Raw genomic sequence first — 25,885 nt, 5'->3', positions numbered from 1 at the left:
CATACATAGTTTATATTACACGCTTCGCCTTCACTTATGAGAGGCCGAGTGTATTTCCAAAGGAGGTCAAAAGTATGTCTAATTATAGTCATGGAAGTATGTATGGTGGATACGGCGGTTACGGTTATGGATACGGCGGCGGTTGTTGCTATCCAAGTTATGGTGGTGGATACGGTTGCGGTTACGGTGGTGGACGTACATTCGCTTTAATCGTCGTCCTATTCATTCTATTGATCATTGTTGGCGCAGCATTCTTAGGCGGCGGTGGCTGCTGCTAATGGCTGAATAAGCCTCTGACCGGTCTCATACGACCGGTCTTCTTTATTTCATTGCATATGTTGTGTATCATTTTATATACTTTACATACAAAGGAAATAGGAGTGAAGTTTTGTGATTACCATGGATGATATCGTACGAGACGGGCATCCCGTCTTAAGACAAACAGCTGAAGCGGTCGAACTCCCGCCAACAGAAGAAGAAAAACAGCAATTAGCTGACATGATTGAATTTGTCAAAAACAGTCAGGATGCAGACATTGCTGAAAAATATGAACTTAGACCCGGTGTTGGCCTAGCAGCTCCGCAAATCAATATCAGTAAACGAATGATCGCTGTTCACTGTGAAGACGAGGGCGGAGAACTTTACAGCTATGCATTATTCAATCCTCGCATTGTTAGCCATTCAGTCAAAAGAGCTTATTTAGCTACTGGAGAAGGCTGTTTATCTGTTGATGAAGCCATCCCTGGATTCGTCCCGCGCTATGAAAAAATCAGGGTGAAAGGTACAACGCTTGAAGGTGAAGACATTGATATTCGCCTCAAAGGGTTTCCGGCCATCGTTTTTCAGCATGAAATTGACCACTTAAATGGCATTATGTTTTATGATCATATTCAAAAAGATCATCCATTCGCCGAGCCAGACAACGCGGTTGCGATCGGCAGATCATAGAATAAAAACAAGACCCGTCCATCAGCGGGTCTTGTTTTTTATTCTTCAATAAGGCCTAATTCAGTCACAGCGTGGAATATGCCATCCTCATCTACAGGTTTGGTGACAAAGTCAGCTAATGTTTTTAATTCATTGACTGCATTCCCCATCGCAACGCCTGTTCCAACAAACGAAATCATTTCTCGATCGTTCAGCCCGTCACCGAAGGCAATTGTGTCCTTTTGATCGTACGGAAGTCTTTCAATGACTCGTTTAATTCCTTCAGCCTTTGATCCACCTTTTGGCAGGACATCAGTAGACAGCTCATGCCACCTGACGAGATCAATTTCTTCACGGAACGCTTCATATTGGTGTTCCTCTTCTGCTTTACAAAATAGCAGCATTTGATAAATGACGTTTTCTTTAAAGAATGACAAATCATGCTCGGGATGCTCTGTTTTTAAAGTGCCAATCCCTTCGTGGATAAATGGATGGTTCGGCACAGACGCCTTCATCGTCTTCTCTCCCATGAAAACAAGCGGATGATCATGTTGATCCGCTGTTTCATAAATTTTATCCATTAGCTCTTGCTTAAGCGGATTGCCGTAAATGACTTCTCCTTCGTACATGACATACTGACCGTTATAAGCAATAAATGAGTCAAGCCCTATTTCTTCTAAAATAGGCTGGATGAGAAAAGGCGAACGGCCAGATGCAATGAAGAGATGATGCCCTTTTTCTTTTAATAAACGAACAGCTCGCTTCGTTGATTCAGGTATTTTTTTATCATGGTCATATAAAGTACCGTCGATATCAAAGAAGATGACTTTTTTATTCATATCTCGTCTCCTGTCTCTTGTTATGTATACCCTCTCCCCTTCATCATACAGAAAGATCTTCACTGACGAAACCACTTCCTCTTAAAACGCCCATTTCCCACATATAACCATGTAACATTAAGTGGAAACATCATATAATACAAGTATATAGAGAGAACGGAACAAATGGCTGAATGAGACTCATACCGAAAGGAGGCGATCCGCGATGCTTCGTCGTCTGCGCAAGAAAATTCGAAGACAATGGAAGGACATGCTTCGTAAAAAATCGATTGCTTAAAAGGATCTTCCGCACATTTGCTGAAGGTCCTTTTTTCTCTGAGACTTTTCTTATGCGCGTTTTTTTAATATAATAGAATAAGCGAGTGTAACATACGGTATTTAAGGAGAGATTTGGATGATATATAAGGTATTTTTTCAGGCAAGTACGACTGAGGTACCTGTGAGAGAACACACAGATTCACTATACGTTGAAGCGGTTTCTGAAAGAGACGTACGCGATAAGTTGAAAAAACATAACTACAATATTGAATTCATTCAGCCTGTAGACGGTGCTTTTTTAGACTATGAACGAGAAAGTGAAAATTTTAAAGTATTGGAGCTATGAGAGGAATGAAATTTGTAAAAAACGATCAGGCGGCAGTTTTTGCGCTCGGCGGATTAGGCGAGATCGGTAAAAACACGTATGGCGTTCAATTTCAAGATGAAATCATTTTGATTGATGCTGGTATTAAGTTCCCTGAAGATGAACTTCTTGGAATTGATTACGTCATCCCTGACTATACGTATTTAGTTAAAAACGAAGATAAAATCAAAGGTCTTTTTATTACTCATGGACATGAAGACCACATCGGCGGTATCCCTTACCTTCTCAAGCAAGTGAATATTCCAGTTTACGGAGGCAAACTCGCAATCGGCCTACTTCGTAACAAATTGGAAGAGCATGGTCTATTAAGACAGACCAAACTTCACATCTTTGAAGAAGAAGATACGATCAAATTTAGAAAAACAGCTGTGTCTTTCTTTAGAACGACGCACAGTATCCCAGATTCTTATGGAATTGTCGTGAAGACACCTCCTGGTAACATCGTACATACAGGCGATTTCAAGTTTGACTTTACTCCTGTTGGCGAGCCTGCCAATTTAACGAAAATGGCTGAGATCGGGAAAGAAGGCGTTCTTTGTCTTCTATCTGACAGTACAAATAGTGAAATTCCAGAATTTACGATGTCCGAAAGACGTGTAGGTGAAAGCATTGATGACATCTTCAGAAAAGTAGATGGACGTATTATCTTTGCTACATTTGCATCTAACATTCACAGACTTCAGCAAGTGATCGAGTCAGCTGTTGCCAACGGCCGAAAAGTCGCTGTGTTTGGGCGCAGCATGGAGTCTGCCATTGATATTGGACAAGAGCTCGGATATATCAAATGTCCAAAAAACACATTCATTGAACACAATGAAATCAACCGCCTTCCAGCAAACAAAGTAACCATTCTTTGTACTGGTAGTCAGGGTGAACCGATGGCCGCTCTTTCTCGTATTGCCAACGGTACGCACCGCCAGATTTCAATTAACCCTGGAGACACTGTTGTCTTCTCATCTTCACCGATCCCAGGTAACAATATTAGCGTAAGCCGTACTATTAACCAGCTTTATCGTGCTGGTGCTGAAGTCATTCATGGCTCACTCAATAATATTCATACCTCTGGACACGGCGGGCAGGAAGAACAAAAGCTAATGCTCCGTTTAATTAAACCAAAATTCTTCATGCCGATTCACGGTGAGTACCGCATGCAAAAAACGCATATTAAACTTGCGAATGATTGCGGAATCCCTGAGGAAAACTGCTTTATCATGGATAACGGTGAAGTTCTTGCACTGAAAGGTGACGAAGCAAGTGTCGCTGGCAAAATTCCATCAGGCAACGTGTATATCGACGGTAGCGGTATTGGTGATATTGGTAACATCGTGTTAAGAGACCGCCGCATTCTTTCAGAAGAAGGTCTTGTCATTGTTGTTGTCAGCATGGATATGAAAGAATTCAAAATTTCTGCAGGGCCTGATTTAATCTCAAGAGGTTTTGTCTACATGAGAGAATCTGGAGACCTCATTAATGACGCGCAAGATCTCATTTCAAAGCATCTTGAAAAAGTAATGGAACGCAAGACGACTCAATGGTCAGAAATTAAGAACGAGATTACTGACACTCTTGCTCCTTTCCTTTATGAAAAAACAAGACGCCGCCCAATGATCTTACCGATTATTATGGAAGTGTAATGACGTACAAGGAGACACAGTCAATTGGCTGTGTCTCTTTTTTATGCGCAATAAAAAACCCGCATATCTGTACGATACGTGCGGGTTCAGTCATTGTTTTACGATTGAATCGGGAGATGCTGAAAACTTCTCACATCAAACAATCCTTGTGTTGTCATTTTCACATCAGGAATGACTGGCAGTGCCAAAAAGGATAATGTCAAAAACGGATTAAAGTCTAAGACAAAGCCTGTTTCCTTTAAAGCATCATGGAGTGCATGAAGGCTTTCATTGACCGTATGTGCAGGTTGATCTGATAATAAACCGGAAATCGGTAATGGAAGCGTATGAAGAACTTCTCCGTCTTTTACAACGGTCAAACCACCCCCTGCTTCTTTTAACGTTTCAATGGCTTTGATCATATCAGCATCATTTGTTCCAACGGCAATTAGGTTATGCGAGTCATGGGCAACTGTTGTTGCAATTGCCCCCTCTTTTAAGCCGAATCCGCTGACAACCCCTATCCCAATTTCAGATAGACCTTTGTGGCGTTCGACAAGCACTATTTTTAATACATCTCGATCAATATCACTCGTAAATTGTCCATCGCTTCCAGATGGAGATATTTGTTCTAATTTCGTTTCAAGCTGATTCGGTATAATGCGAATGACATTCATCTTTTGATGATCTGTTATAGGCAGCGTTAAATCTTTCTCTTGAACGTCCACTGCATGTACCGATTGCATGAGCGAAGAACTTGGCGTGATCTTGTCGACACTTGGCAAATATTCTCCATGTTCAGAGACCAATTCTCCTGCGATAAAGACGCTTGTAATTCCTACCTCATGTAAGTCAGAAATGAGCATAAAGTCCGCGTCAAAGCCTGGTGCAATCGCTCCCTTTGTTTTGAGACCGAAGCACTCCGCTGCGTTTAAACTTCCCATTTGATATGCTAAAAAGGGGTCCAATCCTTCCTGTATCGACATCCGTACTTGTTCATCAATACTTCCTTGAGCCATTAAATCATCTAAATGTTTATCATCCGTACAAAAGAAAAAGCGTCTCGCATTCTTCTCATTGACAGCAGGTAATACGTTTTTCACGTTTTTAGCAACAGAGCCTTCTCTGAGCATGACATACATCCCTCTTTTGACACGTTCAAGGGCCTCTTGAGCTGTTGTCACCTCATGATCTGTTTGGACATTAGCTGTTCGGTACACATTAATTAATCGGTCCGTTAATCCTGCTAGATGGCCATCAATGAGTTTATGTTCATGTTGAGCATCAAGCAGTTTTTGAAGCATATCTTCTTCCGCTTGTTCCACCGCGACATAATCCATCACTTCGGCAAGACCAAGCACTTCTTTCTCCTGATAAAGAGGCTTTAAATCTTTTGCTTTTAGTGTAGCACCTGATCGTTCAAAGCTGACTGCCGGTACACAGGATGGCAGCATGAAATATATATTTAGAGCAGCTTTTCTCGCTTCTTCGAGCATAAAACGGATACCTGCAACACCGGATACATTGGCAATTTCATGCGGGTCTGTTACAACAGTTGTCACGCCGTGAGGAACGACAGCTTTGGAAAATTCAGCAGGAGTCACCATCGAGGATTCGATATGAACGTGGCCGTCAATGAAACCGGGAACAAGTATTTGACCTGTTGCATCCAGCTCCTGTTCCCCCTCATACTCCCCAATTCCTACTATTTTTCCATTTTCAACAGCGACATCAGCGTCTATCCATTCCTGGTTAAACACGTCCATAACCTTCGCATGTTTAATCACTAGGGCTGCTTTTTTTCTCTTTGCAGCTACCTCAATTTGATGTCTGAAAAGCTCCTTATCCAACGACACTGCCTCCTCCGAGTAAACAATATAATGTTTCTTATCGTAAACGAATCTGTTTGTCCAGTCAATGACATTTAGAGAAAATCAACCATATCAAAAGATTGATTTTTATTTCTGAATAGTGATAATTGGCTGAAAAATAACCATGTTCTATTTTGCTGTTCTTTTAGAAAGTAAACGGCTCTTTTCCACTTTGTTCTCTCCCACAATGTCCGCCCCATATGTACACTTCTAAAGCAAAAAACACCCCTTCTCGGAGTGTTTAATAGTCGTTCTGCATTTCCCGTTTTTCAAAGCGCCCGATATCTGCTACTGCCCCAATGACAATGAGAATATCTTCTTTTTGAATCATTTCATCTGCGAGCGGTGAAACGATCACTTCTTTCCCTCGCTTAATTGCCACGATATTGATCCCGTACCTTGCACGAATGTCGAGATCTAACAAAGAGTGCCCAGCAAGTCTGCTGTTGGCTACGATTTCAATAAGGCTGTACTCATCTGACAGCTCTAAATAATCAAGCACGTTGTTAGAAATAATTTTATGTGCAATCCGTCTGCCCATGTCTCGTTCTGGATGGACAATACGGTCCGCACCAATTTTATTCAAAACCTTTTCATGGTAGTCATTTTGAGCTTTCACTGTGACCATTTTGACACCAAGTTCTTTCAGCATAATCGTTGTTAAAATACTCGCCTGAATGTTTTCACCTATCGCCACGATCACATGATCAAAATTGCGAATGCCTAGGTTCTTTAAAACAGATTCGTCCGTCGAATCACCAATCACGGCATGTGATGCAATTTTAGCATATTCGTTCACACGATCTTCATTCATATCCATGGCCATGACTTCAAGTCCTTCTTCGCTTAGCGCCTTGCAGATACTTCCGCCGAAGCGTCCAAGACCAATGACTGCATATTCCTTTTTCATGTTCAGACTCCTTTTATATCACTTACCATGCATTTTACTACGGTTTGATTAATGAATCCATATGCGACCGTATTTTTTTGCGGAACGCTTCACTTAAGTAAAGGTCTGCTCCTTTTTCGATTTCACTGCGATAATGACCAGGAGGCGCAATTTCTTCGCTCTTTTTTAAAACGAGAAACGTTAAGCAGTCCTCATACACTTGATCACCTACTGTGACATCGACAAATGCTGGACGATAAGTCCCTTCATTTACACCTTCTCGTTTGTACAAATAACGAATGGCATCAAAAGGCACTTCATATAGAACACCCTCTGTTTCTCCGCCGTCTTCTACCATATCTGCTCTTGATCCATCAGGACGCACCAATGTAAACCTTGTGGTAAAACGATCAAGTGTGCCGCCGCCGATGATTTGTTTAAAATAATGATCCACTTTCGCAAGCTTAAACCTTGCATCATCCATGCAGGACCCATAGGCAAAATAATAGAAGGAAGACGGTTTGCGCTCCCATAGTTGATATGACTTCCAGCAGCCGCTTTCAATCTCCTTTAGGCTCGAAGCCTTCTGCTTACATATTGTATAAGCAACGGCTGACCTTGGTCCCTGGTCTGTCATAACCTCTATTTCCTGCTGGTCATACCCTTCCTCTAGCTCATCTATCTTATGCAACGTTTCATCACTGACCTCATACAATTCTCCGTATACTGTGTTTTGTTCCGAGACAACACACACAGGGTAACCCTCACCTGTATCGTACAGTCTCCCTTTTATCCAAGCAGATGCTGCTAATGGACTGCTTTCTTTCATCAATGTCTCGTGATACTTTTCGTGCTTTAAAAGTGTCCCATACACAAATAACGTTTTTGTCTCCTTCGTCATCACACATCACACCCTCTCACCTTGCTACTATCTGCTTTTTTGATACACAGGTAAGTAAATATCAAAAGCCGTCCCTTTGCTGAGCTCGCTCTTTACATCCATTCTTCCATGGTGATCTTTTAAGATCGTCGCACAGATCGTTAAACCAAGTCCTGTACCTTCTTTTTTAGTCGAAAAGAAAGGATCATATATTTTCAGAATGTCCTCTTCGGACATTCCTTTTCCTTCATCTTGGATCGTGATTTTCCATTCATTCATCACTTTTTCTGTTGATATGTATATATTGCCGCCTTCAGGCATCGCCTCGATCGCATTTTTGATTAAGTTAATGAACAGCTGCTTCATTTGATTGGCGTCTGCTAATATCGTGCCAGCATCCTGCTTTTTAAATGGCTGTTTGAGATCAATATTTGAAAGAACGGCATTTGTCTTTAATAAGGTAATCACCTGCTCTAGCAAATCATGGAGCTGTACTTCTTGAAATTGAACCGATTGAGGTTTTGCTAAGACAAGCAGTTCACTTAAAACAAAATCAATGCGTTTAATTTCAGAAAAGATGATATCAAAATAATCGGTTCTTTCAGGATATTGCGTTTTCATCAGCTGCAAAAATCCATTGACTGAGGTGAGCGGATTTCTGACTTCATGGGCAATGCCAGCGGCTATTTGTCCTGCAACAGCCAGCTTTTGTGCCTGCATTTGCAATTGCTGATTTGATCTTTCAAGTTCAAGCTTTGCCTGCTTTTGTTTCGTGATATCTGCAACCGTTCCAATACCTCCAGTAAACTGGTGCTGTTCATCGAAATAAAGCTTATAATGCACATCTCCCCATACCTTTTTTCCTTCTTTATGGAGAAGCTGCAGCTCCACCCGCCCCTCATCCTTATGCTCTTTGATCACAGACAACAAATGCTGAACGACATGCTCTTCTTGATCAAAGTACTGATTGTACATCGTACCTAGACACTCCTCTATGTCGTAACCCGTCATTTGTTTCCATGCTTGATTTAAAAAAATGATTTCCCCTTTTTCATTGGTTTCAAAAACGATTTCTTGCAAGTTATCTGTGATTCGATTCAGCCGCTCTGTCAGTTCGTGTGCTTCTTTTTCTCGTTTATTTAAATCTGATACAAGCAAATTCAACCGGTCCACATAGCCTGAGATGGTCCAAATACCGGCCAAAACAACGACTGTAAAGGCTAGATCGAGCGGCCAATTAATGTGATAGCCGCTAAGATAATAAAAGAAATCCCAGCTCAAAATTAATATAAATGCAAGAACGGATAACAGGATCCGTACTTGATATGTTTTGTTCAAATAATTCCACCTGCCGCCCTGAGATTCTTTGTCAATTGTACCATTTTCCACTTATTTTTTGAGGGAGATGCGGCATTTTTAAGGAACTTTTTTAGAAAAAATAGCCTGCTCTCAGCACAATGGGAGAGAACAGGCTATTTTTATTTACTGCTGAAGGACTTCTTGAAGCTCTTTTAGCAGTAGTTCTGCGCCTTCAGCGCTTAATGTAATTTGACCATTTCCATACTCGTGGTTCTCAGAAGTAATCTCACCAGTCATCAGGCAGACGCCCTCTGGCTGATATTTTTTCAAGACGATTTTATCTCCATCTATAAAAAATTCCATACTGTCTTTAATAGCGATATCAAGTGCTCTTCTCAATTCGATTGGCATCACAATACGCCCTAGTTCATCTACTTTTCTTACAACTCCGATAGATTTCAATTTCGTTCCCTCTTTCTTTCATTAGCTCAAGATCAATCTGTTTTTCACCAATTGATATATCGTAGACGTAAGAGATTCTTAAAAGGTTTCTCCTGCATAAAAATTTTTTTCAAAATCGAAAAACCAAAGGGAAAATTTATTGTGAATGTCAAAATGAGACTTGAATTTTACAGATTCATTTCAAGGTGATCACACACCCCCACAAATGACCTCAACCCTCTGAACTTTTAAATGTAAAATTGTTTAAAACAGCAAAAATAGAGATTGGGTGAAAACATGTTTCAAAATGCCGAAATTGGAATTGATTTAGGAACAGCTAACATATTGGTTTACAGTAAAAATAAAGGAATTATTCTCAATGAACCATCCGTTGTGGCAGTAGATACGGAAACAAAAACTGTCCTTGCAGTGGGGTCAGAAGCAAAAGAGATGATTGGGAAAACACCTGGAAAAATTGTAGCGATCCGTCCGATGAAAGATGGTGTCATCGCTGATTACGATATGACAACCGATTTACTTAAACAAATTATGAAAAAAGCAGGAAAAAATATTGGGTTTACCTTTAGAAAGCCGACTGTGGTTGTTTGTACACCATCAGGTTCAACAGCTGTCGAACGCCGCGCGATCAGCGATGCTGTCAAAAATTGCGGGGCAAAGCATGTGCATTTAATTGAAGAACCCGTCGCAGCTGCAATCGGTGCTGATCTCCCGGTGGACGAGCCTGTTGCCAACGTCGTTGTAGACATTGGCGGAGGAACGACAGAGGTAGCGATCATTTCATTTGGCGGAGTTGTCTCTTGCCACTCGATCCGAATTGGCGGAGATCAACTGGATGAAGATATCATTACTTTTGTGAGAAAGAAATACAATTTACTGATTGGTGAACGGACAGCTGAGCAGGTAAAAATGGAAATTGGTTATGGACTCATTGAACACGAACCTGAGTCATTAGAAGTTCGTGGACGCGACCTTGTCACAGGTCTTCCAAAAACAATTACACTTGAATCAACAGAAATTCAAGGTGCTATGCGTGAATCACTTCTTCATATTTTAGAGGCGATTCGGGCTACATTAGAAGACAGCCCTCCAGAACTGAGTGGTGATATCGTAGATCGAGGTGTCATTCTAACTGGCGGTGGTGCACTATTAAACGGCATTCAAGAATGGCTCTCTCAAGAAATTGTCGTCCCAGTTCATATCGCAGCAAATCCTCTTGAATCTGTCGCAATTGGAACAGGTCGTTCATTAGAAGTCATCGACAAATTGCAAAAAACATTAAAATAATCTTCATGTTCTACTTCTTTTTTCATCATTTCGATCATATCGTGATGAATGGATAAACGTGAAGGAGGAAGAACATGTTGCTTGATTTAGGTAAACGGGTCGTTGTCACAGTCATTTTAACCGGTATTATTTTAGGAGGAATGAGCCTATCGTTTTCACATATGCCCCCTTCTAATGCACAGCCTGTGAAACAACTGAACCGCTAAAAAAGCCGCACGAAAGCGGCTTTTTTATTTTGCTTCGGGACGGCTCCCCATTTTCCTTTTCGGTCTTAAATCTGATATGATGAACATGACTAAAGGAGGGTTTTTATGAGTTCATTCGAAAAACAACTAGATCAATATGCAAAAACCATCGTTGAAGTAGGTGTAAATGTTCAAAGTGGTCAAGAAGTGGTCGTATCTGCGTTCACTGAATCTGTAGACCTTGTCCGCCTTGTGGCAAAACACGCATATGAGCGCGGAGCGAAAAACGTACATATCCGCTGGAGTGATGGTGTTCTGACCCGTTTAAAATATGAACATGCCCCACAAGATGTGTTTGAGCAATTTCCAGAATGGGAAGCACAGATGATGGAAACCATCGCAAAACGTGGCGGTGCTTTTATTACGATCTTGTCAGAAAGCCCTGATCTTCTAAGTGGCATTGACTCGAAAAAAATTGCTTCACAGCAAAAAGCTGCAGGTTCAGCACTTCATACATATCGTCAATACGTTCAATCTGACAAAGTTGCATGGACAGTCGTCGGTGCTGCATCAAAAGATTGGGCGAAAAAGATTTTCCCTGAGCATGCAGATGAAGAAGCTGTTGCATTATTATGGGACCAAATCTTTAAAGTCGCCCGTGCTAACCAGCCAGATCCTGTTGAAGCGTGGAAAAAGCATGATGAATCACTAAATGAAAAAGTAAAAGTATTAAATGAACGTCACTACCACAAGCTGCACTATGAAGCACCAGGTACAGATTTAACGATTGAACTTCCAGAGCAGCATATTTGGGTAGGTGCTGGCAGCGTAAGTGAACGCGGCGTATCATTCATGGCCAATATGCCAACAGAAGAGGTCTTTACCGTACCTAAAAAAGATGGTGTAAACGGGACTGTCTCTAGCACTAAGCCACTTAGTTATGCAGGAAACATTATCGATGAATTTACGTTAACCTTTGAAAATGGGCGTATTGTAGATGTGAAAGCCAAAGAGGGCGAAGACATTTTAACCTCTCTCGTTGAAACAGATGAAGGCTCACATTATCTAGGTGAGGTTGCCCTTGTACCAGACGATTCACCAATTTCTAACTCAAATATCCTCTATTACAATACACTTTACGATGAAAATGCATCCAATCACCTTGCCATTGGCAGCGGTTATGCATTTAATATCGAAGGCGGTAAAGAGATGAAACGTGAGGAACTAGACGCAGCTGGTGTGAACAGCAGTATTACACACGTCGATTTCATGATTGGTTCAAAGGAAATGAATATTGATGGAATCACAAAAGATGGTAAACGTGAACCGATTTTCCGAAATGGAAATTGGGCTTTTTAAGAAGTAACTTGATATAGAGACGTTTTGAAGCCTTTAAACCCTGAGTTGTCACATTTCTTTAGATTTGAACAAATTATCAAGTTCATCAGCCACGTGTTTCTGCATACTTGGAAGCACGTGGCTATATTTATCTAATGTAATTTGGATTAAGGGAGTGTCCATATAAAAAGAAAAGACAAAAATAGTAAACCATTATTCTTTTATTTTTGAAAAACTTACTGTTAAGGATACAGATGTAGAAGGATTTCGGAATATTCAAAGTGTGAGTGTCAAAGTCTATGAGGAATTTGGAAAGTTAATAGAATAGATGAAAGATAATTATAAAAAACATAATAAACAAATTATTGCTTATAGTCTTAATCCTTATGTAAAAGTGGACCCTACATCAGATAACACTGCAAAATTTCATAATATTTCAATTTGGATTAAATGAACAGTTCAAATTCATTTATTTAATGATGTTTATGTAAATTTATTAGGAGAATAAAAAAGCCATCCTTATTGGTGGCTTTTGCTCATAAATAAAACTCCACTTCATTTCATAGTGGCTAAACTATTTTGATTGTATGTTTTGTCAAATTCCATATCTACAGTATTAAACCATCTTTCTTGATAATCAAAGAAGACATAATTTAATGCAGCCGGATTAACTACACTCTCATAAATAATTCCATATACTCCATGATACTTTGCACATTGCGCTAAAAAGTTAGGAAGTAAGTACTCTTGACCGTTTTGAGTCGACTTTTCAAAACTGCAGTATTGCACTAAAGGAGATCCAGAGTCTGATAAATCTAATAACTTTACAGGTTCCGTTAATTTCCATTCAATTATGTCGTATCTTAAATTAGGATCATCTGATACAATCTCGTTTAGAGCCACTTCTTTTACATTACAAGTATATAATTCTCCGTGACCTCCAAAATTATATCTGCCTTGTCCAGATACTCCGTGTGGGGCTTTAAACATCTCTTTATCGGTAAAAGGTAGCTTTCTTATTTTGATATCTCGACTTCTTACACGGAATAAGTTTAAGTTCTCAACTATAATTAAGTTCATGTTAATTTCATCGAAAATTCTTCGTCCCACTGGATGCTCCAAACCGAGCATTGGGAATTCAACTAAATGTCTATAAAGATTAAAAACATCCTTAGTACTAAGGCTTGTTACAATATCTGTAACTGCCAATACTTTTGGTATGCCTCTCACAGGTATAGATTCGGTGTTTTCTTTATTTTCGAGAACAAACTCCAATTTTTCACTATCATCATCAAAACTTTGAAGTATTTGATAGTCATCTTTGGGTATTTTACTAAATATGTATTTGGCATCCGTTTCATTGTTTACTAAAGACATTTCATTAACCACCGAATCTGATAAAACCCAATTTGAACTGACTGATGAGAATGCACTTGTTGTTAATTTCAATGCATTCGTATTTAATCCTGACAGTGCACCTGTTGCTGACCTCAATGCACTCGTATTTAATCCTGATATTGAACCTGTTGCTGATTTCAATGCACTCGTATTTAATCCTAATATTGAACCTGTTGCTGATTTCAATGCATTCGTATTTAATCCTAATATTGAACCTGTTGCTGATTTCAATGCATTCGTATTTAATCCTGATATTGAACCTGTTGCTGGTTTCAATGCACTCGTATTAAACCCTGACAGTGCACCTGTTGCTGACTTCAATGCATTCGTATTTAATCCTGATATTGAACCTGTTGCTGATTTCAATGCATTCGTATTTAATCCTGATATTGAACCTGTTGCTGATTTCAATGCATTCGTATTTAATCCTGACAGTGCACCTGTTGCTAATTTCAATGCATTCGTATTTAATCCTGATATTGAACCTGTTACTAATTTATAGTTATTCACTGGAATTTCATTCCGTGAATTATCTACCTTTAAATCTTCTTTTTCATTCTCTTCTTCCACGATGAACACCTCTCTTCTACCAATATGTCTAATAAAAATAATATCAGAATTTTAGAGGGAGTTTGAAACACTCTTTAACCTCCAATTTTACAGGAGCTCTTCAGTAGCATGTTGTGTAATGTGTATTCCCCTGTTTTTAGCTGCAATAGGATATATAAACTGTGGTAATATGATTCACTTCCAACAAAAAAGAGTAGCTCCCATAGCCGTCCTAAATAGCTCTTATTTAAATACTTTCATACTGGTAACAGCTTATTATGTTGTGTATCGCTTAATCATTCTTCATATACAAATGCCTACAAGCAATTTACAAAACAACTAATATTCAACTAGTGTAAAAGCTTTTACAGTCAACACTTACCTCTACATATTTTAGCTACATTGGCACTCAAAGTAACTAGTCATTGATTTCTAGCGTTGTGTAATAGCTTACTTCTTCTTATAACAAAAGTATCTCCCCCTTTCCTTATCCACAATCTTCAAAGGAAGGAGAAGCGTTTTAATTTAAGATCAGCAAGCAAGCTTCAGAGTACCCACTTCATTCACAAAACAAACTCCCTTGATAATTTAAAGAAAGGCTGATTCTAAGGGAAACTTTATTAACTGTTAAGGTTAATTATACTATACTTTTCTGGTCACGCATTGATAATCACATTTGGTTACAAAAAAGCTCTTTTCTAGATCGTATCCATTTTATTACTCTTTTTTAAAGCATAAAACCTCTATATATCAATGTTTTCAACCTACTTTGACAATATTACTGCGGGGGATAAAGTTGAACCTGTAATCTGTAATGGAAATTGGGCTTTTTAAAGAAAAAAGACATCCTCATGTGGATGTCTTTTTTCTTTATGTTTATGCATACAGTTCTTGTAGTCTTTTTTGAATCTCTTGATCTGATAAGAACTCATCATAAGTTGTTTGCTTATCAACGATGCCATTTGGCGTCACTTCGATAATACGGTTTGCAACTGTTTCAACAAACTGATGGTCATGAGATGAGAAGAGCATAGCCCCTTTAAAGCTCATTAGACCGTTATTTAGCGCTGTGATGGACTCTAGGTCTAAATGGTTCGTCGGCTCGTCTAACAGCAAAATATTCGCTCCAGACAGCATCATTTTTGATAACATACAACGAACCTTTTCTCCACCTGATAAGACGCTTGCTTTTTTCTTCACTTCTTCCCCAGAGAAAAGCATACGGCCTAAGAAACCACGCAGGAAGCTTTCACTTTGATCATTAGGAGAATATTGACGAAGCCAATCAACAAGATCTAAATCGCTTCCTTCAAAATATTCACTGTTGTCTTTAGGGAAGAATGCTTGAGATGTTGTCACGCCCCATTTAAATGTCCCGCTGTCTGGCTCCATTTCACCAGCAAGGATTTTAAATAAAGTAGAGACAGCAAGTTCATTACGGCTTAAGAACGCAATTTTATCCTCACGATTCATAATAAAGCTGACGTTATCAAGTACTTTTACACCGTCAATCGTTTTTGATAGACCTTCTACTTGAAGGACATCATTTCCGATTTCACGCTCTGGCGCAAAATGAACATAAGGATATTTACGAGAAGATGGTTTAATGTCATCTAGCGAAATCTTATCAAGCAATTTCTTTCTTGATGTCGCTTGCTTCGATTTAGATGCGTTCGCACTGAACCGAGCAACGAATTCTTGAAGCTGCTTAATTTGTTCTTCTTTTTTCTTGTTGGCATCCTGGCTGAGTTTTAATGCCAGCTGGCTTGATTCATACCAGAAATCATAGTTACCGACATACACTTGAATTTTTCCAAAGTCAAGGTCTGCAATATGCGTACATACTTTGTTTAAGAAATGACGATCATGCGATACGACGATGACGGTATTTTCAAAGTTAATGAGGAACTCTTCTAGCCACTGGATCGCTTGTAAGTCCAAGTGGTTCGTTGGCTCATCGAGAAGGAGAACGTCAGGTTTACCGAATAAAGCTTGTGCTAAAAGCACTTTTACCTTTTCAGATCCGCCAAGCTCAGACATTTTCTTCGATTGCAGGCTCTCTGGAATGCCAAGACCTTTTAATAGGATCGCAGCTTCACTTTCCGCTTCCCATCCGTTTAACTCAGCAAACTCACCTTCAAGCTCTGCTGCACGAATCCCGTCTTCATCTGAGAAATCAGGTTTCATATAAATCGCATCTTTTTCCTGCATCACATCATATAGACGTTTGTGACCCATGATGACGACTTTTAACACTTCAAACTCTTCGTATTCAAAGTGGTTCTGTTTTAAAATCGCTAAACGTTCACCAGGACTCATATGAACATCGCCCGTTTGAGCTTCAATTTCTCCAGAAAGAATCTTTAAGAACGTTGATTTACCAGCTCCATTGGCACCAATTAGTCCGTAGCAGTTGCCAGGAGTGAACTTAATATTTACTTCTTCAAATAATTTACGATCAGCAAATCGCAAACTAACATTATTCACTGCAATCATTTATTAATCCTCCATCACTCATTCATCAATATGAAGTATAACATGAATAACGATTGATAGAAACGTCTCTCGCTAAGAACAAAGGCTTTTTGTCCAATATGGTATAATAAGTGGGAATGTTTTTGTTGAAGGAGTTCGGGCGATTTGAGATTACTCACACTCATGGAATACTGTTTATTAATTTTCTTTATGGGCATTTATTTATCGGCAACAGGCTTTAATGCAAGAGACTTTGGCCTTTATATTGGGCTTGTCCTCATTTACACACTGGTCCACATCTTTTCAAAACGCTTTTTACAAAAGCGCGGAAAAGACAATGTGAAAATTGGATTATTCCGTTCTGTTTTGGCGATTACTGGGTCCGTTTTCGCTTCTGTTTTGGCCATTGTCATCATTGTCACGATGCTCACACCAAATTAAAAACGACCCTACAGGAAGGGTCGTCCATTCAAGCACCTTTCTTACGCAATGAGAAAGGTGTATTTATTGTGTTTGTCGAATATCGCCAAATGGGAAGAAAACAAATTCTGATGTGCCGACAATCCGATCCTTTTCAATGAGTCCGAGTCCATTTCGACTGTCCATAGAATTCAGTCTGTTGTCACCCATAACAAAGTAATCGTTTTTCGGTACTTTCACTGGACCAAAATCTCCTGTTAAATGTACCTCATACTCTTTGGCATGCGCCTTGTTCTCTTTTAAATAAGGCTCATCTACTTTTTTACCATTAATGTAAAGCGTATCATCCTTCATTTCAATCGTGTCGCCTGGAAGGCCGATCAATCGTTTGACATAATGAATTTTCTGACCGTCTTTTCCATTAATAATCACGATGTCACCACGTTTGACTCCACCGAGATAGTTGATGGTTTTGTTGACAAACAGCTTTTCTCCATCATGAAGGGTTGGTTCCATTGACTCTCCTTCCACCACATACGGCTCAAAAATAAACGTACGGATGATGAGGACGAGGGCAAGTGCAATTAAAATAGCTTTGATCCATTCAAACAGAGAACTTTTCTTCTCTTTTTTGGCTTGTTTCCCATCAGATTGAATGTCATTTTCGTTTTGTTTGTTTTCTTCGTTCAAAATACTGCTTCCTCCTAAGACTTTCTGCTAAAAGACTTGAAACGCGAATTGAATAACTTTACTTTATCACATGTCATTTAAAAATTCACAAGACAACCATTCAATTAGATATTTTTTCCTAATTTGCTGATGATTAAACAAAAAGAAGCACCGCTCTTCACGATGCTTCTTTTCAAATTAAGCTTCTTGTCGGACTGGTTTTTTTAGAATTCCGAGAAGTAGCGCTGTAACGATGGCACCGATTAAGATGCTGATGATGTAAAGAACTGGATGGTTTGTTACCCAGAAAACGAATAGTCCGCCGTGCGGTGCAGGAAGCGTCACTCTAAAGAATTCTGTTAATCCACCTGCAACTGCTGCACCAATCACAGCTGAAGGAATGACGCGCAGAGGATCTGCCGCTGCAAACGGGATAGCCCCTTCCGTAATGAACGCAGCTCCCATGAAGTAACATGTAATACCTGCTTCACGGTCACGTTTAGAGAATTTGTTTCTAAAGATCGTTGTCGCTAGGGCAATTCCTAGCGGCGGCACCATTCCGCCTGCCATAATCGCAGCATGCGGTGCATAGTTGCCAGCAGCAATCATCGCAAGACCAAATGTGTAGGCAGCTTTGTTAATCGGACCACCCATATCAATGGCCATCATACCAGCTAAAATAATCCCCATTAATACAAGGTTTCCAGTACCAAGTGATTCAAGCCAGTGTGTTAATCCGTCCATTACCATTTTAACAGGTGTGTTGACGATGTAATGCATGATAATTCCTGTAAAGAAAATACCGAACAATGGATAGAGCAGAACTGGTTTAATACCATCGAGCGACTGTGGTACAAAAGTGAATACTTTTTTGAGCAGCACCACAATGTAACCAGCAAGGAAACCAGCAATCAATCCGCCTAAGAATCCAGCACCTGCTGCAGAGGCCATGAATCCGCCAACCATACCTGGTGCGAAACCTGGACGGTCTGCAATACTCATTGCGATAAATCCAGCTAATACAGCAACGATTAAGGCAAGTGCATTATCTCCGCCAATCCCTTTTAATACAGCTGCAAATGAATTGAAAGAAGGATCTTTAGGGTCAGCTGAGTTAATTCCCCAGAAGAATGAAATCGCAACGAGGATACCGCCCCCAACAACAAACGGAAGCATGTTGCTTACACCGCTCATTAAGTGCTTATAGAATCCACTTCTTCCCTTGCCTGACGATTCATTTTCATCTTTTGAAGAACTGCCGCCTGAACCTTTATAAATCGGCGCATCTTGATTGATGGCTTTTTCGATCAATTCTTGCGGACGGCGAATTCCAGCTGTCACAGGTACTTCAATGACATGTTTGCCTTTAAAGCGTTCCATTTCAACTTGTTTATCAGCTGCCACAATAATAGCTGGCGCTTCTTCAATTTCTTTTGCTGTCAGGGCATGTTTAATTCCACTAGAGCCGTTTGTCTCAACTTTAATGTCAACGCCCATTTCTTTTGCTTTTTCTTTCAAAGCATCTGCGGCCATAAATGTATGCGCGATGCCTGTTGGACAAGCTGTCACCGCTAAAATTTTAGCAGGTTTTCCCGGTGCAGCCGGTTCCTCTTTGACTTCCTCTTCTTCTTCATCGTCTTTATCATGTGTATTGATAATTTCAATGATTTCATCTTCAGTAGCCGCTTCAAGAAGCTGCTTTCGGATCTCTTCACGCATGAGAAGTGTGGATAAACGAGAAAGTGCTTCTAAATGCGTGTTGTTTGCGCCTTCAGTTGCTGCAATCATAAAGACAAGATGACTTGGCTGTCCGTCTAATGATTCATAATCTACACCGGCTGTTGAACGGCCAAATGCAATAGCAGGTTCTTTCACACTTGCTGTTTTCGCATGAGGAATCGCAATTCCTTCTCCGATTCCCGTAGAGCTTTGTTTTTCACGATTAACAACAGCTGCTTTGTAGCCTTCTTTATCATTTAATTTACCAGCTGTATCTAATACAGTGACCAGTTCTTCAATAACGGCTTCTTTTTGCTGGCTGTCTAATTGAAGCTTAATCGTATGCTTCGTGAGTAGTTCTGTAATTTTCATGATGACTCCTCCTTTAAATGCGTGTGACTTTTACTTGTGGTAATAATGTATCGACAAGCTCTTTTGTTCCAAGTTCCTCAGAAAATGCTGTAGCACTTCCTGATGTGACGCCAAGCTTAAATGATTCTTCTCTGGAAAGGCCTTTAGAAACGCCAGCTAAGAATCCTGCAACGACTGAATCCCCTGCACCAACTGAGTTGATCAGCTTGCCTTTTGGAACATTAGATTGAAAGATCCCTTCCTTACTGAATAAGAGAGCGCCGTCTCCAGCCATAGATACAATGACATGTTCAGCACCTTGTTCCAACAGCTTTTTCCCATAAGGAATGGCTTCTTCTGCAGATGAAATACTGGTTTCAAACATTTCACCTAACTCATGATGGTTTGGTTTCATTAAGAATGGTTTCAGATCTGCTGCTTTTTTTAAGGCTTCTCCAGAAATATCAAGTACTACTCTTACCCCTTGCTTCGCACATACCTCAGCAATGCGCTCATATGTGTTATGAGGCAGTGAAGAAGGAATGCTACCTGCTAATACAACGACATCGCCTTCTGTTAATGAAGTGAATTGGGATAAAAACGAATCGAACTGTGCTTCAGTAATACTTGGACCGAGCCCGTTGATTTCTGTTTCTTCGCCTGTTTTTAGTTTCACATTGATACGTGTATCTTCTGACACCTCATGAAAGGCTGTTTGTAATTGTTCGTTTTGTAAAAAGTCTTGAATATATTTGCCTGTAAAACCGCCAATGAATCCAAGTGCTTTTGATTCAACACCGTGCCGTTTTAAAAGCCTTGAGACATTGATTCCTTTACCACCTGGATATTTTTTGTCATAGGTTGAACGATTTAAACCGCCGACCGCAAAATCCTCCACGTGTACGATGTAATCAACTGATGGGTTTAAAGTAACTGTATAAATCATGTTTTCACTACCTTTATAACCGTTTTTTCATGGTAATTATCGAATGAATCCTCTTTTGCGTCGTTTGTGATAATGGTGGCTTCCTGTAAACTAGCAAAGGCTGAAAACGATATTTCGCCAAACTTTGAGGCATCTGTTAAGATGTAGGTTTTTTTCGCCTGCTTTATAGCTCTTTTTTTAATGAGCGCTTCTTCTGGATCAGGTGTTGTAAACCCTGCCTCGGGATGAATGCCGTTCGTCCCAACAAAGCTCTTGTCAAAACGGTAATTTTCCATAGCTGTCAAAGCTGCGGCTCCCACCATGGCTCCTGTTCGATGTTTCACTGATCCGCCTATCAGGTAAAAAGAAATGCCTTTTCTCATGAGTGCTTCAATGTGCATGACACCATTTGTCACCACCACGATATCTTGATCTGGATCGATAAAGTCAATCATTTGCTGTGTTGTCGTACCAGCATCTAAGTAAATACAATCGCCTTGTTTTAAAAGTGATGCAGCTGCCTCTGCAATCAATGACTTTTCATGAAGGTTTTTGGCAGATTTCTCAAACACATCTGGTTCAAGACGAATACTAGATATTTTAGCAGCTCCTCCGTGAACTCTTTTAAGAAAGCCTTTTTCTTCGAGGGCTGATAAATCTCTTCTAATTGTAGATTCAGACGCATCCGTCATAATCGTTAAGTCCTGTATTTTGATGACATCGTTTTCTTCTAAATAGTCGATAATGAGTTGATGTCTTTCTGGTGTGAGCATTGAAAACACCCCCTTTTGAAAACGTATTCATTTTGCGCGCACCTTTATTGTAATCGCTTTTTTCAACATTATCAATACAAAACAATCAAATACATTCAATAACTATCAAAATCTTTCACAATGGTCATCTTACCTTTATATGTACCATTTGTAAACTGAAAAATATGTGACATTGAGAAGAAAGTCATGATATTAGCATTTCTATCATTTTTCATTTCATTCAATTGAACGAAAAAAAGCCTTTATGCGTTTTGCATAAAAGCTTCAGGTGTGGAGCAGCAGGCAATATATCTCGTTCTACCTTCTTGTCAGCACTTTGAAAGTTAACTTTAGGATTATTCATATCTAAGTGATTCAATCGGATCGAGCCTCGCTGCTTTATTGGCAGGAATCAGTCCAAAAATAATACCAATGAGCATACTAAATAGGACGCCTCCACATACGATTTGCCACGATACAAGAGAAGGCCACCCTGCAAACAGTGACACAAGTGAAGCACCTCCGAAGCCAAGCGCAATTCCAAGTAACCCACCGATCAGTGTAAGGACGACAGACTCAATTAAAAACTGAACGAGTATTTGAGCCCTAGTTGCCCCAAGTGCCTTTCGAATTCCGATTTCTCTTGTTCTTTCTGTGACAGATACGAGCATAATATTCATGACACCAATGCCGCCAACAAGTAATGAGATTCCAGCAATTGAGCCAATGATTGTTGTCATGACAGACGTAATTTGACCAATGCCTGCTGCAATCTCTTCCAGATTGATCATTTCGTAAGCATCGTCTGTATGGTGATTTTCATTTAAGCGTGCAGCCGCACTCTTTCCCACTTCTTTCATTTGATCAGCATGTGCGACTTGAATAGACAACTTATCATATTCTTTCACACCAAATGCAGTTGTCAGCATTGCAAAAGGGACATATATTTCATTCATATCAAATGAAAACAGCCCTTCCTGTTTTGCTAAAACTCCGATCACCTCAACCGGCTGTCCATTCATCCAAATCAACTCGCCTACTGCCTTCTCTCCATTAAACAATTCTTTTTGTATCCCTTCTGAAATAACAGCTGCCCTTCTTCCGCTCCTAAAATCGATTTCACGTAAGTCCTGTCCTTCTGCTATATGTAAAGAATGTACATTCGTGTAGCCTTCATTAATCCCATTGACCGTTGCATCTATTGTTGTATCTTGGAATCTTAATTGCATGCCTTGTGCAGTGGAGGAGGCAACCTGTTTAACCCCATTCAATGCTTGAACACTTTGAATGTCTTCTTCAGTAAATGTGGCTTCAAATAACGCATTAGGATTCGCATTTAACTCCTCATCAGAGGGTGTATAGGTCATATCAATGGTATTGTTTGGCCCTGAAATTGATTCTTTCAGCATTTGCTCTCCGCCTTGACCGATGGCAACGACTGCAATCACTGATCCAACCCCAATAATAATGCCAAGCATTGTTAAAATAGACCGCAATTTATGAGCTAGGACAGAATTCAGCGCTATTTTGATATTTTCAAAGAGTTTCATTCATTGCGTCTCCTTGTATCAATCTATCTTGAACGAGGCGTCCATCTCTTACAACGACTATCCGGTTTGTATACGCAGCTATTTCTTCTTCATGAGTAACTAGCACAACCGTTGTTCCTTCCTCATTGAGCTTTGTAAACTGTTCCATAATCGAGCCGCTCGTTTTTGAATCAAGAGCGCCTGTTGGTTCATCTGCCAAGATGAGCTTCGGCTCATTGACAATCGCTCGTGCGATGGCTACTCTTTGCTTTTGACCCCCTGACAACTCGTTTGGCATATGCTTCATTCGATCTGCCAAACCAACCTTTTCAAGTGCCATTTCCGCACGTTCTTTTCTTTCCTTTTGACTGATACCAGCGTAAATCATCGGAAGTTCAACATTTCGCCTCGCATTTAATCTAGGCAGTAAATAAAATTGTTGAAAAACAAAACCAATGGATCGATTTCGAATCACTGCCAGTTCTTGATCCTTTGCTGCCGACAGCTCCATACCTTGAAAATGGTACTGTCCGGAGGTCGGGTGGTCCAAACAGCCAATGATATTCATTAACGTTGATTTTCCAGAGCCGGACGGGCCCATAATGGACATATACTCGCCTTTACCAATGACAAGGGCCACATCACTTAATACATCAAATGTCTCCTCAGCGACTTCGTAGCTTTTTGTCACGTTTGAAAGCTGAATCATTCAGCATTCACTTCCATTCCGTCATACATATCATCTGATGGCTCTGCAATGATTTGATCTTCTTTTGTTAAACCTTTCGTCACTTCAAGATCTTGACCTGACGTTTCACCTAATGTCACTTTTACTTTCTTCAGTGCATTCTTTTCAACAACATAAACGTATGATCCATCTTTCTCTTTTTTCACGGCTGTTTCAGGAATTGTGAGCACTTGACGCTTGTCCGTTTCAATTTCCATGATCATTTTAAAGCCTGGTTTTGCATCCGGCTTTTTCCCTTTTATTTCAATTTCGACTGGATATTGTACCGTTTGATCACTAGCAGCTGTTTCTGCTGTTGAATGGGCAGGCACAGCGCCCACTTTTTTCACCACTCCTTGCCAACTCTTTCCGCGAATGACATCAGACGTTACCTTTACTTTTTGTTTCTTTTTGACTTTCATAGCGTCATACTCAGTGATTAAGCCTCGTACGATCATTTTTTTCTCATTGCCAATATGGATCACCGGCTGTCTCTCTTCTAGCTTCCCTGCGCCAGCATCTTGCTCGATGGAGATGACTGTTCCTTCAATTTTGCTATGTATCGTTAAATCTTCTATTTGTGCCTTTATTTTTTCTTGGTTAAGCTCCGCTTGTTTTTGCTCTAATTCAGCGGCTTTGAGTTCGAGTTCAAGCTGATCTCGCTCGTTTTTCGAATCAGAGCCCGCCTTTTTTCCCTGATTTTCATCTAATGTATTGAGTCTATTTTGTAATTGTTCAAGCTTTAGTGTACTTGATTCAGCCGCAAGTGCTTGCTGCTGTTCTTCAAGCTCCAGTTCCTTATTTTCATATGTAAGGAGCGGTGTTCCAACTTTCACCTTTTCTCCTTCTTTCACAGCGATATGATTCAGTCTTCCCTTCTCCTCTTCTGTATAAATGAATTGCTCCTCCGAGAATGAAAGTGTTCCAGGCGTCATCACCGTAGAAGTTATTTCTTTTGATGCAAGTTGGACTGTTTTAAATGATGCCGTAGAGGCAGGCTTTGATTGGTTTTTTGCAATATTAAATCCAATGAATAGACCAATCACAATAATGATAATGGATCCGATAATGATTTTCTTTCTCATAAAAACATTCTACCCCCAGCTTACTGCATGTTGATGGTGATTGTGGTTCCTACATATTGAAAAATTAAAGATAATACATAAAAGACACTCACAATAATCCAAGATATTCTTGGCGAAATGCGGCCGACTTTGATCAATAAAAAGCCTGTTAAAACAAGATTCCAGATCACAAAAAGATCGATATTGGCTAACACGGCATGCCATGGACCAGACATTCGAATGAATGCGTTTAATGAGGTAACCGTGATATCTTTTGGCACATGAAAAAAAATGATCGCCAAATGAGAAATAATCGTACCAATGATCGTAATAGGTGTGATATACAGTACACCTGAAAACAGCTGATGAAATGTTGCATCACCTTTTGCTAAAAAGACGATGAACTTGTATACGGCAGTATTAATGACAATCCCAATGACCAGACCAATAAGCGTGATCACATAAACGAAAGGGATTGGTAAAATTAAATCTGCCCACAATCCTTCATTCACTAGCTGAGACAAATAAGTGACAACAACTGTTAATACAAGCACACATGATAAAGGCCACCAAACGAATGGCTGCTCCCACACTCTTTTTAAATGCTCTGATGGTCTTGTGCTTACTCCAATCATTGTGGGTTTTGGCGTTGTTTCTTTCATCAAATGTCATCCTCTCCATGTGCTGTAAGTATCGAAACGTTTTTTCATACTCTTGTTGTTTCTATTTTATCAAAAGATTGCCAATAAGTGATAGATCATTTGATTTTCTTATTTTCATAGTGATAGGATTGAATCTATTATTCTATTTTCATGAACGACATCCTTCAAATGATACCTTGATCCGACCATATTCATATGAAAAAATCATGATTTTACTGACTGAAAAACAGTTTATGAAGTAAACAACATGTCTTTCGGAATAAATATCCTTTTCCTTTGGATTCAGATGGTCTCAGTTAGACACAACAATTTTTTGTTAAAATATTCCTAGTAATTTCAATGAATCCCGGCTTTATAGGACTATGTTTAGCGCCTTTTATAGAACAGATGAGCCTTTAGTATCAATACTTTCATA

At 39.8% G+C, this 25,885-nt stretch carries 24 protein-coding genes; 8 read left to right on the top strand and 16 right to left on the bottom strand.

Annotation, left to right across the window (positions count from 1 at the left end):
* The first annotated feature begins 98 nt into the window (after positions 1 to 98).
* Positions 99 to 278 carry a YjcZ family sporulation protein gene (locus ID12_RS11740; protein ID WP_026050085.1) on the top strand — a complete coding sequence of 60 codons (180 nt, stop codon included), beginning with the start codon at positions 99 to 101 and terminating at the stop codon, positions 276 to 278.
* Positions 279 to 390: 112 nt separating this feature from the next.
* Positions 391 to 948, top strand: coding sequence for a peptide deformylase (def, locus tag ID12_RS11735; RefSeq protein ID WP_008345111.1), 558 nt, complete (start codon positions 391 to 393; stop codon positions 946 to 948).
* 38 nt (positions 949 to 986) lie between these two features.
* On the opposite strand, the gene ID12_RS11730 is transcribed toward def, so the two are convergent.
* Positions 987 to 1,766, bottom strand: a complete 780-nt coding sequence (locus tag ID12_RS11730; RefSeq protein WP_008345112.1) for a Cof-type HAD-IIB family hydrolase — start codon at positions 1,764 to 1,766, stop codon at positions 987 to 989.
* A 394-nt stretch (positions 1,767 to 2,160) separates the two neighbouring features.
* On the opposite strand from ID12_RS11730, the gene ID12_RS11725 reads away from it, so the two are divergent.
* Complete coding sequence (locus tag ID12_RS11725; protein ID WP_008345114.1) at positions 2,161 to 2,370, top strand: DNA-dependent RNA polymerase subunit epsilon; 210 nt, start codon at positions 2,161 to 2,163, stop codon at positions 2,368 to 2,370.
* Positions 2,371 to 2,375: 5 nt separating this feature from the next.
* Positions 2,376 to 4,043, top strand: a complete 1,668-nt coding sequence (gene rnjA, locus ID12_RS11720) for a ribonuclease J1 (protein ID WP_008345116.1) — start codon at positions 2,376 to 2,378, stop codon at positions 4,041 to 4,043.
* 98 nt (positions 4,044 to 4,141) lie between these two features.
* Here rnjA and ade read toward each other — a convergent pair whose 3' ends face one another.
* The 5 genes from ade to ID12_RS11695 form a co-directional block, all read right to left on the bottom strand.
* Complete coding sequence (ade, locus tag ID12_RS11715; protein ID WP_050827229.1) at positions 4,142 to 5,872, bottom strand: adenine deaminase; 1,731 nt, start codon at positions 5,870 to 5,872, stop codon at positions 4,142 to 4,144.
* A gap of 262 nt (positions 5,873 to 6,134) precedes the next feature.
* A complete protein-coding gene (locus ID12_RS11710) occupies positions 6,135 to 6,803 on the bottom strand; it encodes a potassium channel family protein (RefSeq protein WP_008345123.1) in 669 nt (222 codons plus the stop codon).
* A gap of 37 nt (positions 6,804 to 6,840) precedes the next feature.
* Positions 6,841 to 7,683: a gamma-glutamylcyclotransferase family protein gene (locus ID12_RS11705; RefSeq protein ID WP_050827228.1), complete on the bottom strand. Its 843-nt coding sequence runs from the start codon at positions 7,681 to 7,683 to the stop codon at positions 6,841 to 6,843.
* 27 nt (positions 7,684 to 7,710) lie between these two features.
* Positions 7,711 to 9,000, bottom strand: coding sequence for an ATP-binding protein (locus tag ID12_RS11700; RefSeq protein ID WP_007498613.1), 1,290 nt, complete (start codon positions 8,998 to 9,000; stop codon positions 7,711 to 7,713).
* Positions 9,001 to 9,144: 144 nt separating this feature from the next.
* On the bottom strand, positions 9,145 to 9,423 hold the full coding sequence (locus ID12_RS11695) for a transcriptional regulator AbhA (protein ID WP_050827227.1): 279 nt from the start codon (positions 9,421 to 9,423) through the stop codon (positions 9,145 to 9,147).
* 276 nt (positions 9,424 to 9,699) lie between these two features.
* On the opposite strand from ID12_RS11695, the gene mreBH reads away from it, so the two are divergent.
* From mreBH to ID12_RS11685, 3 genes are all read left to right on the top strand, one after another.
* Positions 9,700 to 10,707, top strand: coding sequence for a rod-share determining protein MreBH (gene mreBH, locus ID12_RS11690; RefSeq protein ID WP_017359401.1), 1,008 nt, complete (start codon positions 9,700 to 9,702; stop codon positions 10,705 to 10,707).
* A 74-nt stretch (positions 10,708 to 10,781) separates the two neighbouring features.
* On the top strand, positions 10,782 to 10,913 hold the full coding sequence (locus tag ID12_RS19380; protein WP_003210922.1) for a protein YkpC: 132 nt from the start codon (positions 10,782 to 10,784) through the stop codon (positions 10,911 to 10,913).
* A gap of 105 nt (positions 10,914 to 11,018) precedes the next feature.
* Positions 11,019 to 12,251: an aminopeptidase gene (locus tag ID12_RS11685; RefSeq protein ID WP_050827226.1), complete on the top strand. Its 1,233-nt coding sequence runs from the start codon at positions 11,019 to 11,021 to the stop codon at positions 12,249 to 12,251.
* 534 nt (positions 12,252 to 12,785) lie between these two features.
* Here ID12_RS11685 and ID12_RS11680 read toward each other — a convergent pair.
* Complete coding sequence (locus tag ID12_RS11680; RefSeq protein WP_234717146.1) at positions 12,786 to 14,198, bottom strand: RES domain-containing protein; 1,413 nt, start codon at positions 14,196 to 14,198, stop codon at positions 12,786 to 12,788.
* Positions 14,199 to 15,053: 855 nt separating this feature from the next.
* Entirely contained in the window at positions 15,054 to 16,673 is a 1,620-nt protein-coding gene (locus tag ID12_RS11670) for an ABC-F family ATP-binding cassette domain-containing protein (protein WP_007498620.1), read from the bottom strand.
* A 144-nt stretch (positions 16,674 to 16,817) separates the two neighbouring features.
* On the opposite strand from ID12_RS11670, the gene ID12_RS11665 reads away from it, so the two are divergent.
* Positions 16,818 to 17,093, top strand: a complete 276-nt coding sequence (locus tag ID12_RS11665; RefSeq protein WP_008345136.1) for a hypothetical protein — start codon at positions 16,818 to 16,820, stop codon at positions 17,091 to 17,093.
* Positions 17,094 to 17,156: 63 nt separating this feature from the next.
* Here the strand turns inward: ID12_RS11665 and lepB are convergent, their stop codons facing one another.
* The 8 genes from lepB to yknW all read right to left on the bottom strand — a co-directional run bounded on the left by lepB (position 17,157) and on the right by yknW (position 25,470).
* The gene (gene lepB / locus ID12_RS11660; RefSeq protein ID WP_034647709.1) at positions 17,157 to 17,729 is read right to left on the bottom strand and encodes a signal peptidase I; all 573 of its coding nucleotides are present in this window, start codon (positions 17,727 to 17,729) and stop codon (positions 17,157 to 17,159) included.
* Between the two features lie 210 nt (positions 17,730 to 17,939).
* Positions 17,940 to 19,832 (bottom strand): PTS fructose transporter subunit IIABC, encoded by a 1,893-nt coding sequence (locus ID12_RS11655; RefSeq protein ID WP_008345139.1) that lies wholly within the window; start codon positions 19,830 to 19,832, stop codon positions 17,940 to 17,942.
* A gap of 13 nt (positions 19,833 to 19,845) precedes the next feature.
* Complete coding sequence (gene pfkB, locus ID12_RS11650) at positions 19,846 to 20,757, bottom strand: 1-phosphofructokinase (protein WP_048003195.1); 912 nt, start codon at positions 20,755 to 20,757, stop codon at positions 19,846 to 19,848.
* Positions 20,754 to 21,509, bottom strand: a complete 756-nt coding sequence (locus tag ID12_RS11645; protein ID WP_048003194.1) for a DeoR/GlpR family DNA-binding transcription regulator — start codon at positions 21,507 to 21,509, stop codon at positions 20,754 to 20,756. The genes pfkB and ID12_RS11645 overlap by 4 nt, the downstream gene beginning before the upstream one ends.
* Before the next feature lie 335 nt (positions 21,510 to 21,844).
* A complete protein-coding gene (locus ID12_RS11640; protein ID WP_041092427.1) occupies positions 21,845 to 23,038 on the bottom strand; it encodes an ABC transporter permease in 1,194 nt (397 codons plus the stop codon).
* Positions 23,025 to 23,726: an ABC transporter ATP-binding protein gene (locus tag ID12_RS11635; protein ID WP_050827225.1), complete on the bottom strand. Its 702-nt coding sequence runs from the start codon at positions 23,724 to 23,726 to the stop codon at positions 23,025 to 23,027. Before ID12_RS11635 ends, ID12_RS11640 begins: the two co-directional genes overlap by 14 nt.
* A complete protein-coding gene (locus ID12_RS11630; protein WP_050827224.1) occupies positions 23,723 to 24,829 on the bottom strand; it encodes an efflux RND transporter periplasmic adaptor subunit in 1,107 nt (368 codons plus the stop codon). Before ID12_RS11630 ends, ID12_RS11635 begins: the two co-directional genes overlap by 4 nt.
* A gap of 20 nt (positions 24,830 to 24,849) precedes the next feature.
* Complete coding sequence (gene yknW, locus ID12_RS11625) at positions 24,850 to 25,470, bottom strand: YknW family membrane protein (RefSeq protein ID WP_008345152.1); 621 nt, start codon at positions 25,468 to 25,470, stop codon at positions 24,850 to 24,852.
* Between the last annotated feature and the right edge of the window lie 415 nt (positions 25,471 to 25,885).

Source organism: Bacillus altitudinis (assembly GCF_001191605.1).
GTDB classification, from domain to species: Bacteria; Bacillota; Bacilli; order Bacillales; family Bacillaceae; genus Bacillus; species Bacillus altitudinis.
This window is presented reverse-complemented; position numbering and strand designations above follow the sequence as displayed.

Bases quoted from the DNA above. Each gene is read 5' to 3' on its own strand.
- ID12_RS11740 (WP_026050085.1), top strand. From the start codon at position 99: ATGTATGGTGGATACGGCGGTTACGGTTATGGATACGGCGGCGGTTGT.
- ID12_RS11730 (WP_008345112.1), bottom strand. From the start codon at position 1,766: ATGAATAAAAAAGTCATCTTCTTTGATATCGACGGTACTTTATATGAC.
- ID12_RS11725 (WP_008345114.1), top strand. From the start codon at position 2,161: ATGATATATAAGGTATTTTTTCAGGCAAGTACGACTGAGGTACCTGTG.
- rnjA (WP_008345116.1), top strand. From the start codon at position 2,376: ATGAAATTTGTAAAAAACGATCAGGCGGCAGTTTTTGCGCTCGGCGGA.
- ID12_RS11710 (WP_008345123.1), bottom strand. From the start codon at position 6,803: ATGAAAAAGGAATATGCAGTCATTGGTCTTGGACGCTTCGGCGGAAGT.
- ID12_RS11705 (WP_050827228.1), bottom strand. From the start codon at position 7,683: ATGACGAAGGAGACAAAAACGTTATTTGTGTATGGGACACTTTTAAAG.
- mreBH (WP_017359401.1), top strand. From the start codon at position 9,700: ATGTTTCAAAATGCCGAAATTGGAATTGATTTAGGAACAGCTAACATA.
- ID12_RS19380 (WP_003210922.1), top strand. From the start codon at position 10,782: ATGTTGCTTGATTTAGGTAAACGGGTCGTTGTCACAGTCATTTTAACC.
- ID12_RS11685 (WP_050827226.1), top strand. From the start codon at position 11,019: ATGAGTTCATTCGAAAAACAACTAGATCAATATGCAAAAACCATCGTT.
- ID12_RS11670 (WP_007498620.1), bottom strand. From the start codon at position 16,673: ATGATTGCAGTGAATAATGTTAGTTTGCGATTTGCTGATCGTAAATTA.
- ID12_RS11655 (WP_008345139.1), bottom strand. From the start codon at position 19,832: ATGAAAATTACAGAACTACTCACGAAGCATACGATTAAGCTTCAATTA.
- pfkB (WP_048003195.1), bottom strand. From the start codon at position 20,757: ATGATTTATACAGTTACTTTAAACCCATCAGTTGATTACATCGTACAC.
- ID12_RS11645 (WP_048003194.1), bottom strand. From the start codon at position 21,509: ATGCTCACACCAGAAAGACATCAACTCATTATCGACTATTTAGAAGAA.
- ID12_RS11640 (WP_041092427.1), bottom strand. From the start codon at position 23,038: ATGAAACTCTTTGAAAATATCAAAATAGCGCTGAATTCTGTCCTAGCT.
- ID12_RS11635 (WP_050827225.1), bottom strand. From the start codon at position 23,726: ATGATTCAGCTTTCAAACGTGACAAAAAGCTACGAAGTCGCTGAGGAG.
- ID12_RS11630 (WP_050827224.1), bottom strand. From the start codon at position 24,829: ATGAGAAAGAAAATCATTATCGGATCCATTATCATTATTGTGATTGGT.
- yknW (WP_008345152.1), bottom strand. From the start codon at position 25,470: ATGAAAGAAACAACGCCAAAACCCACAATGATTGGAGTAAGCACAAGA.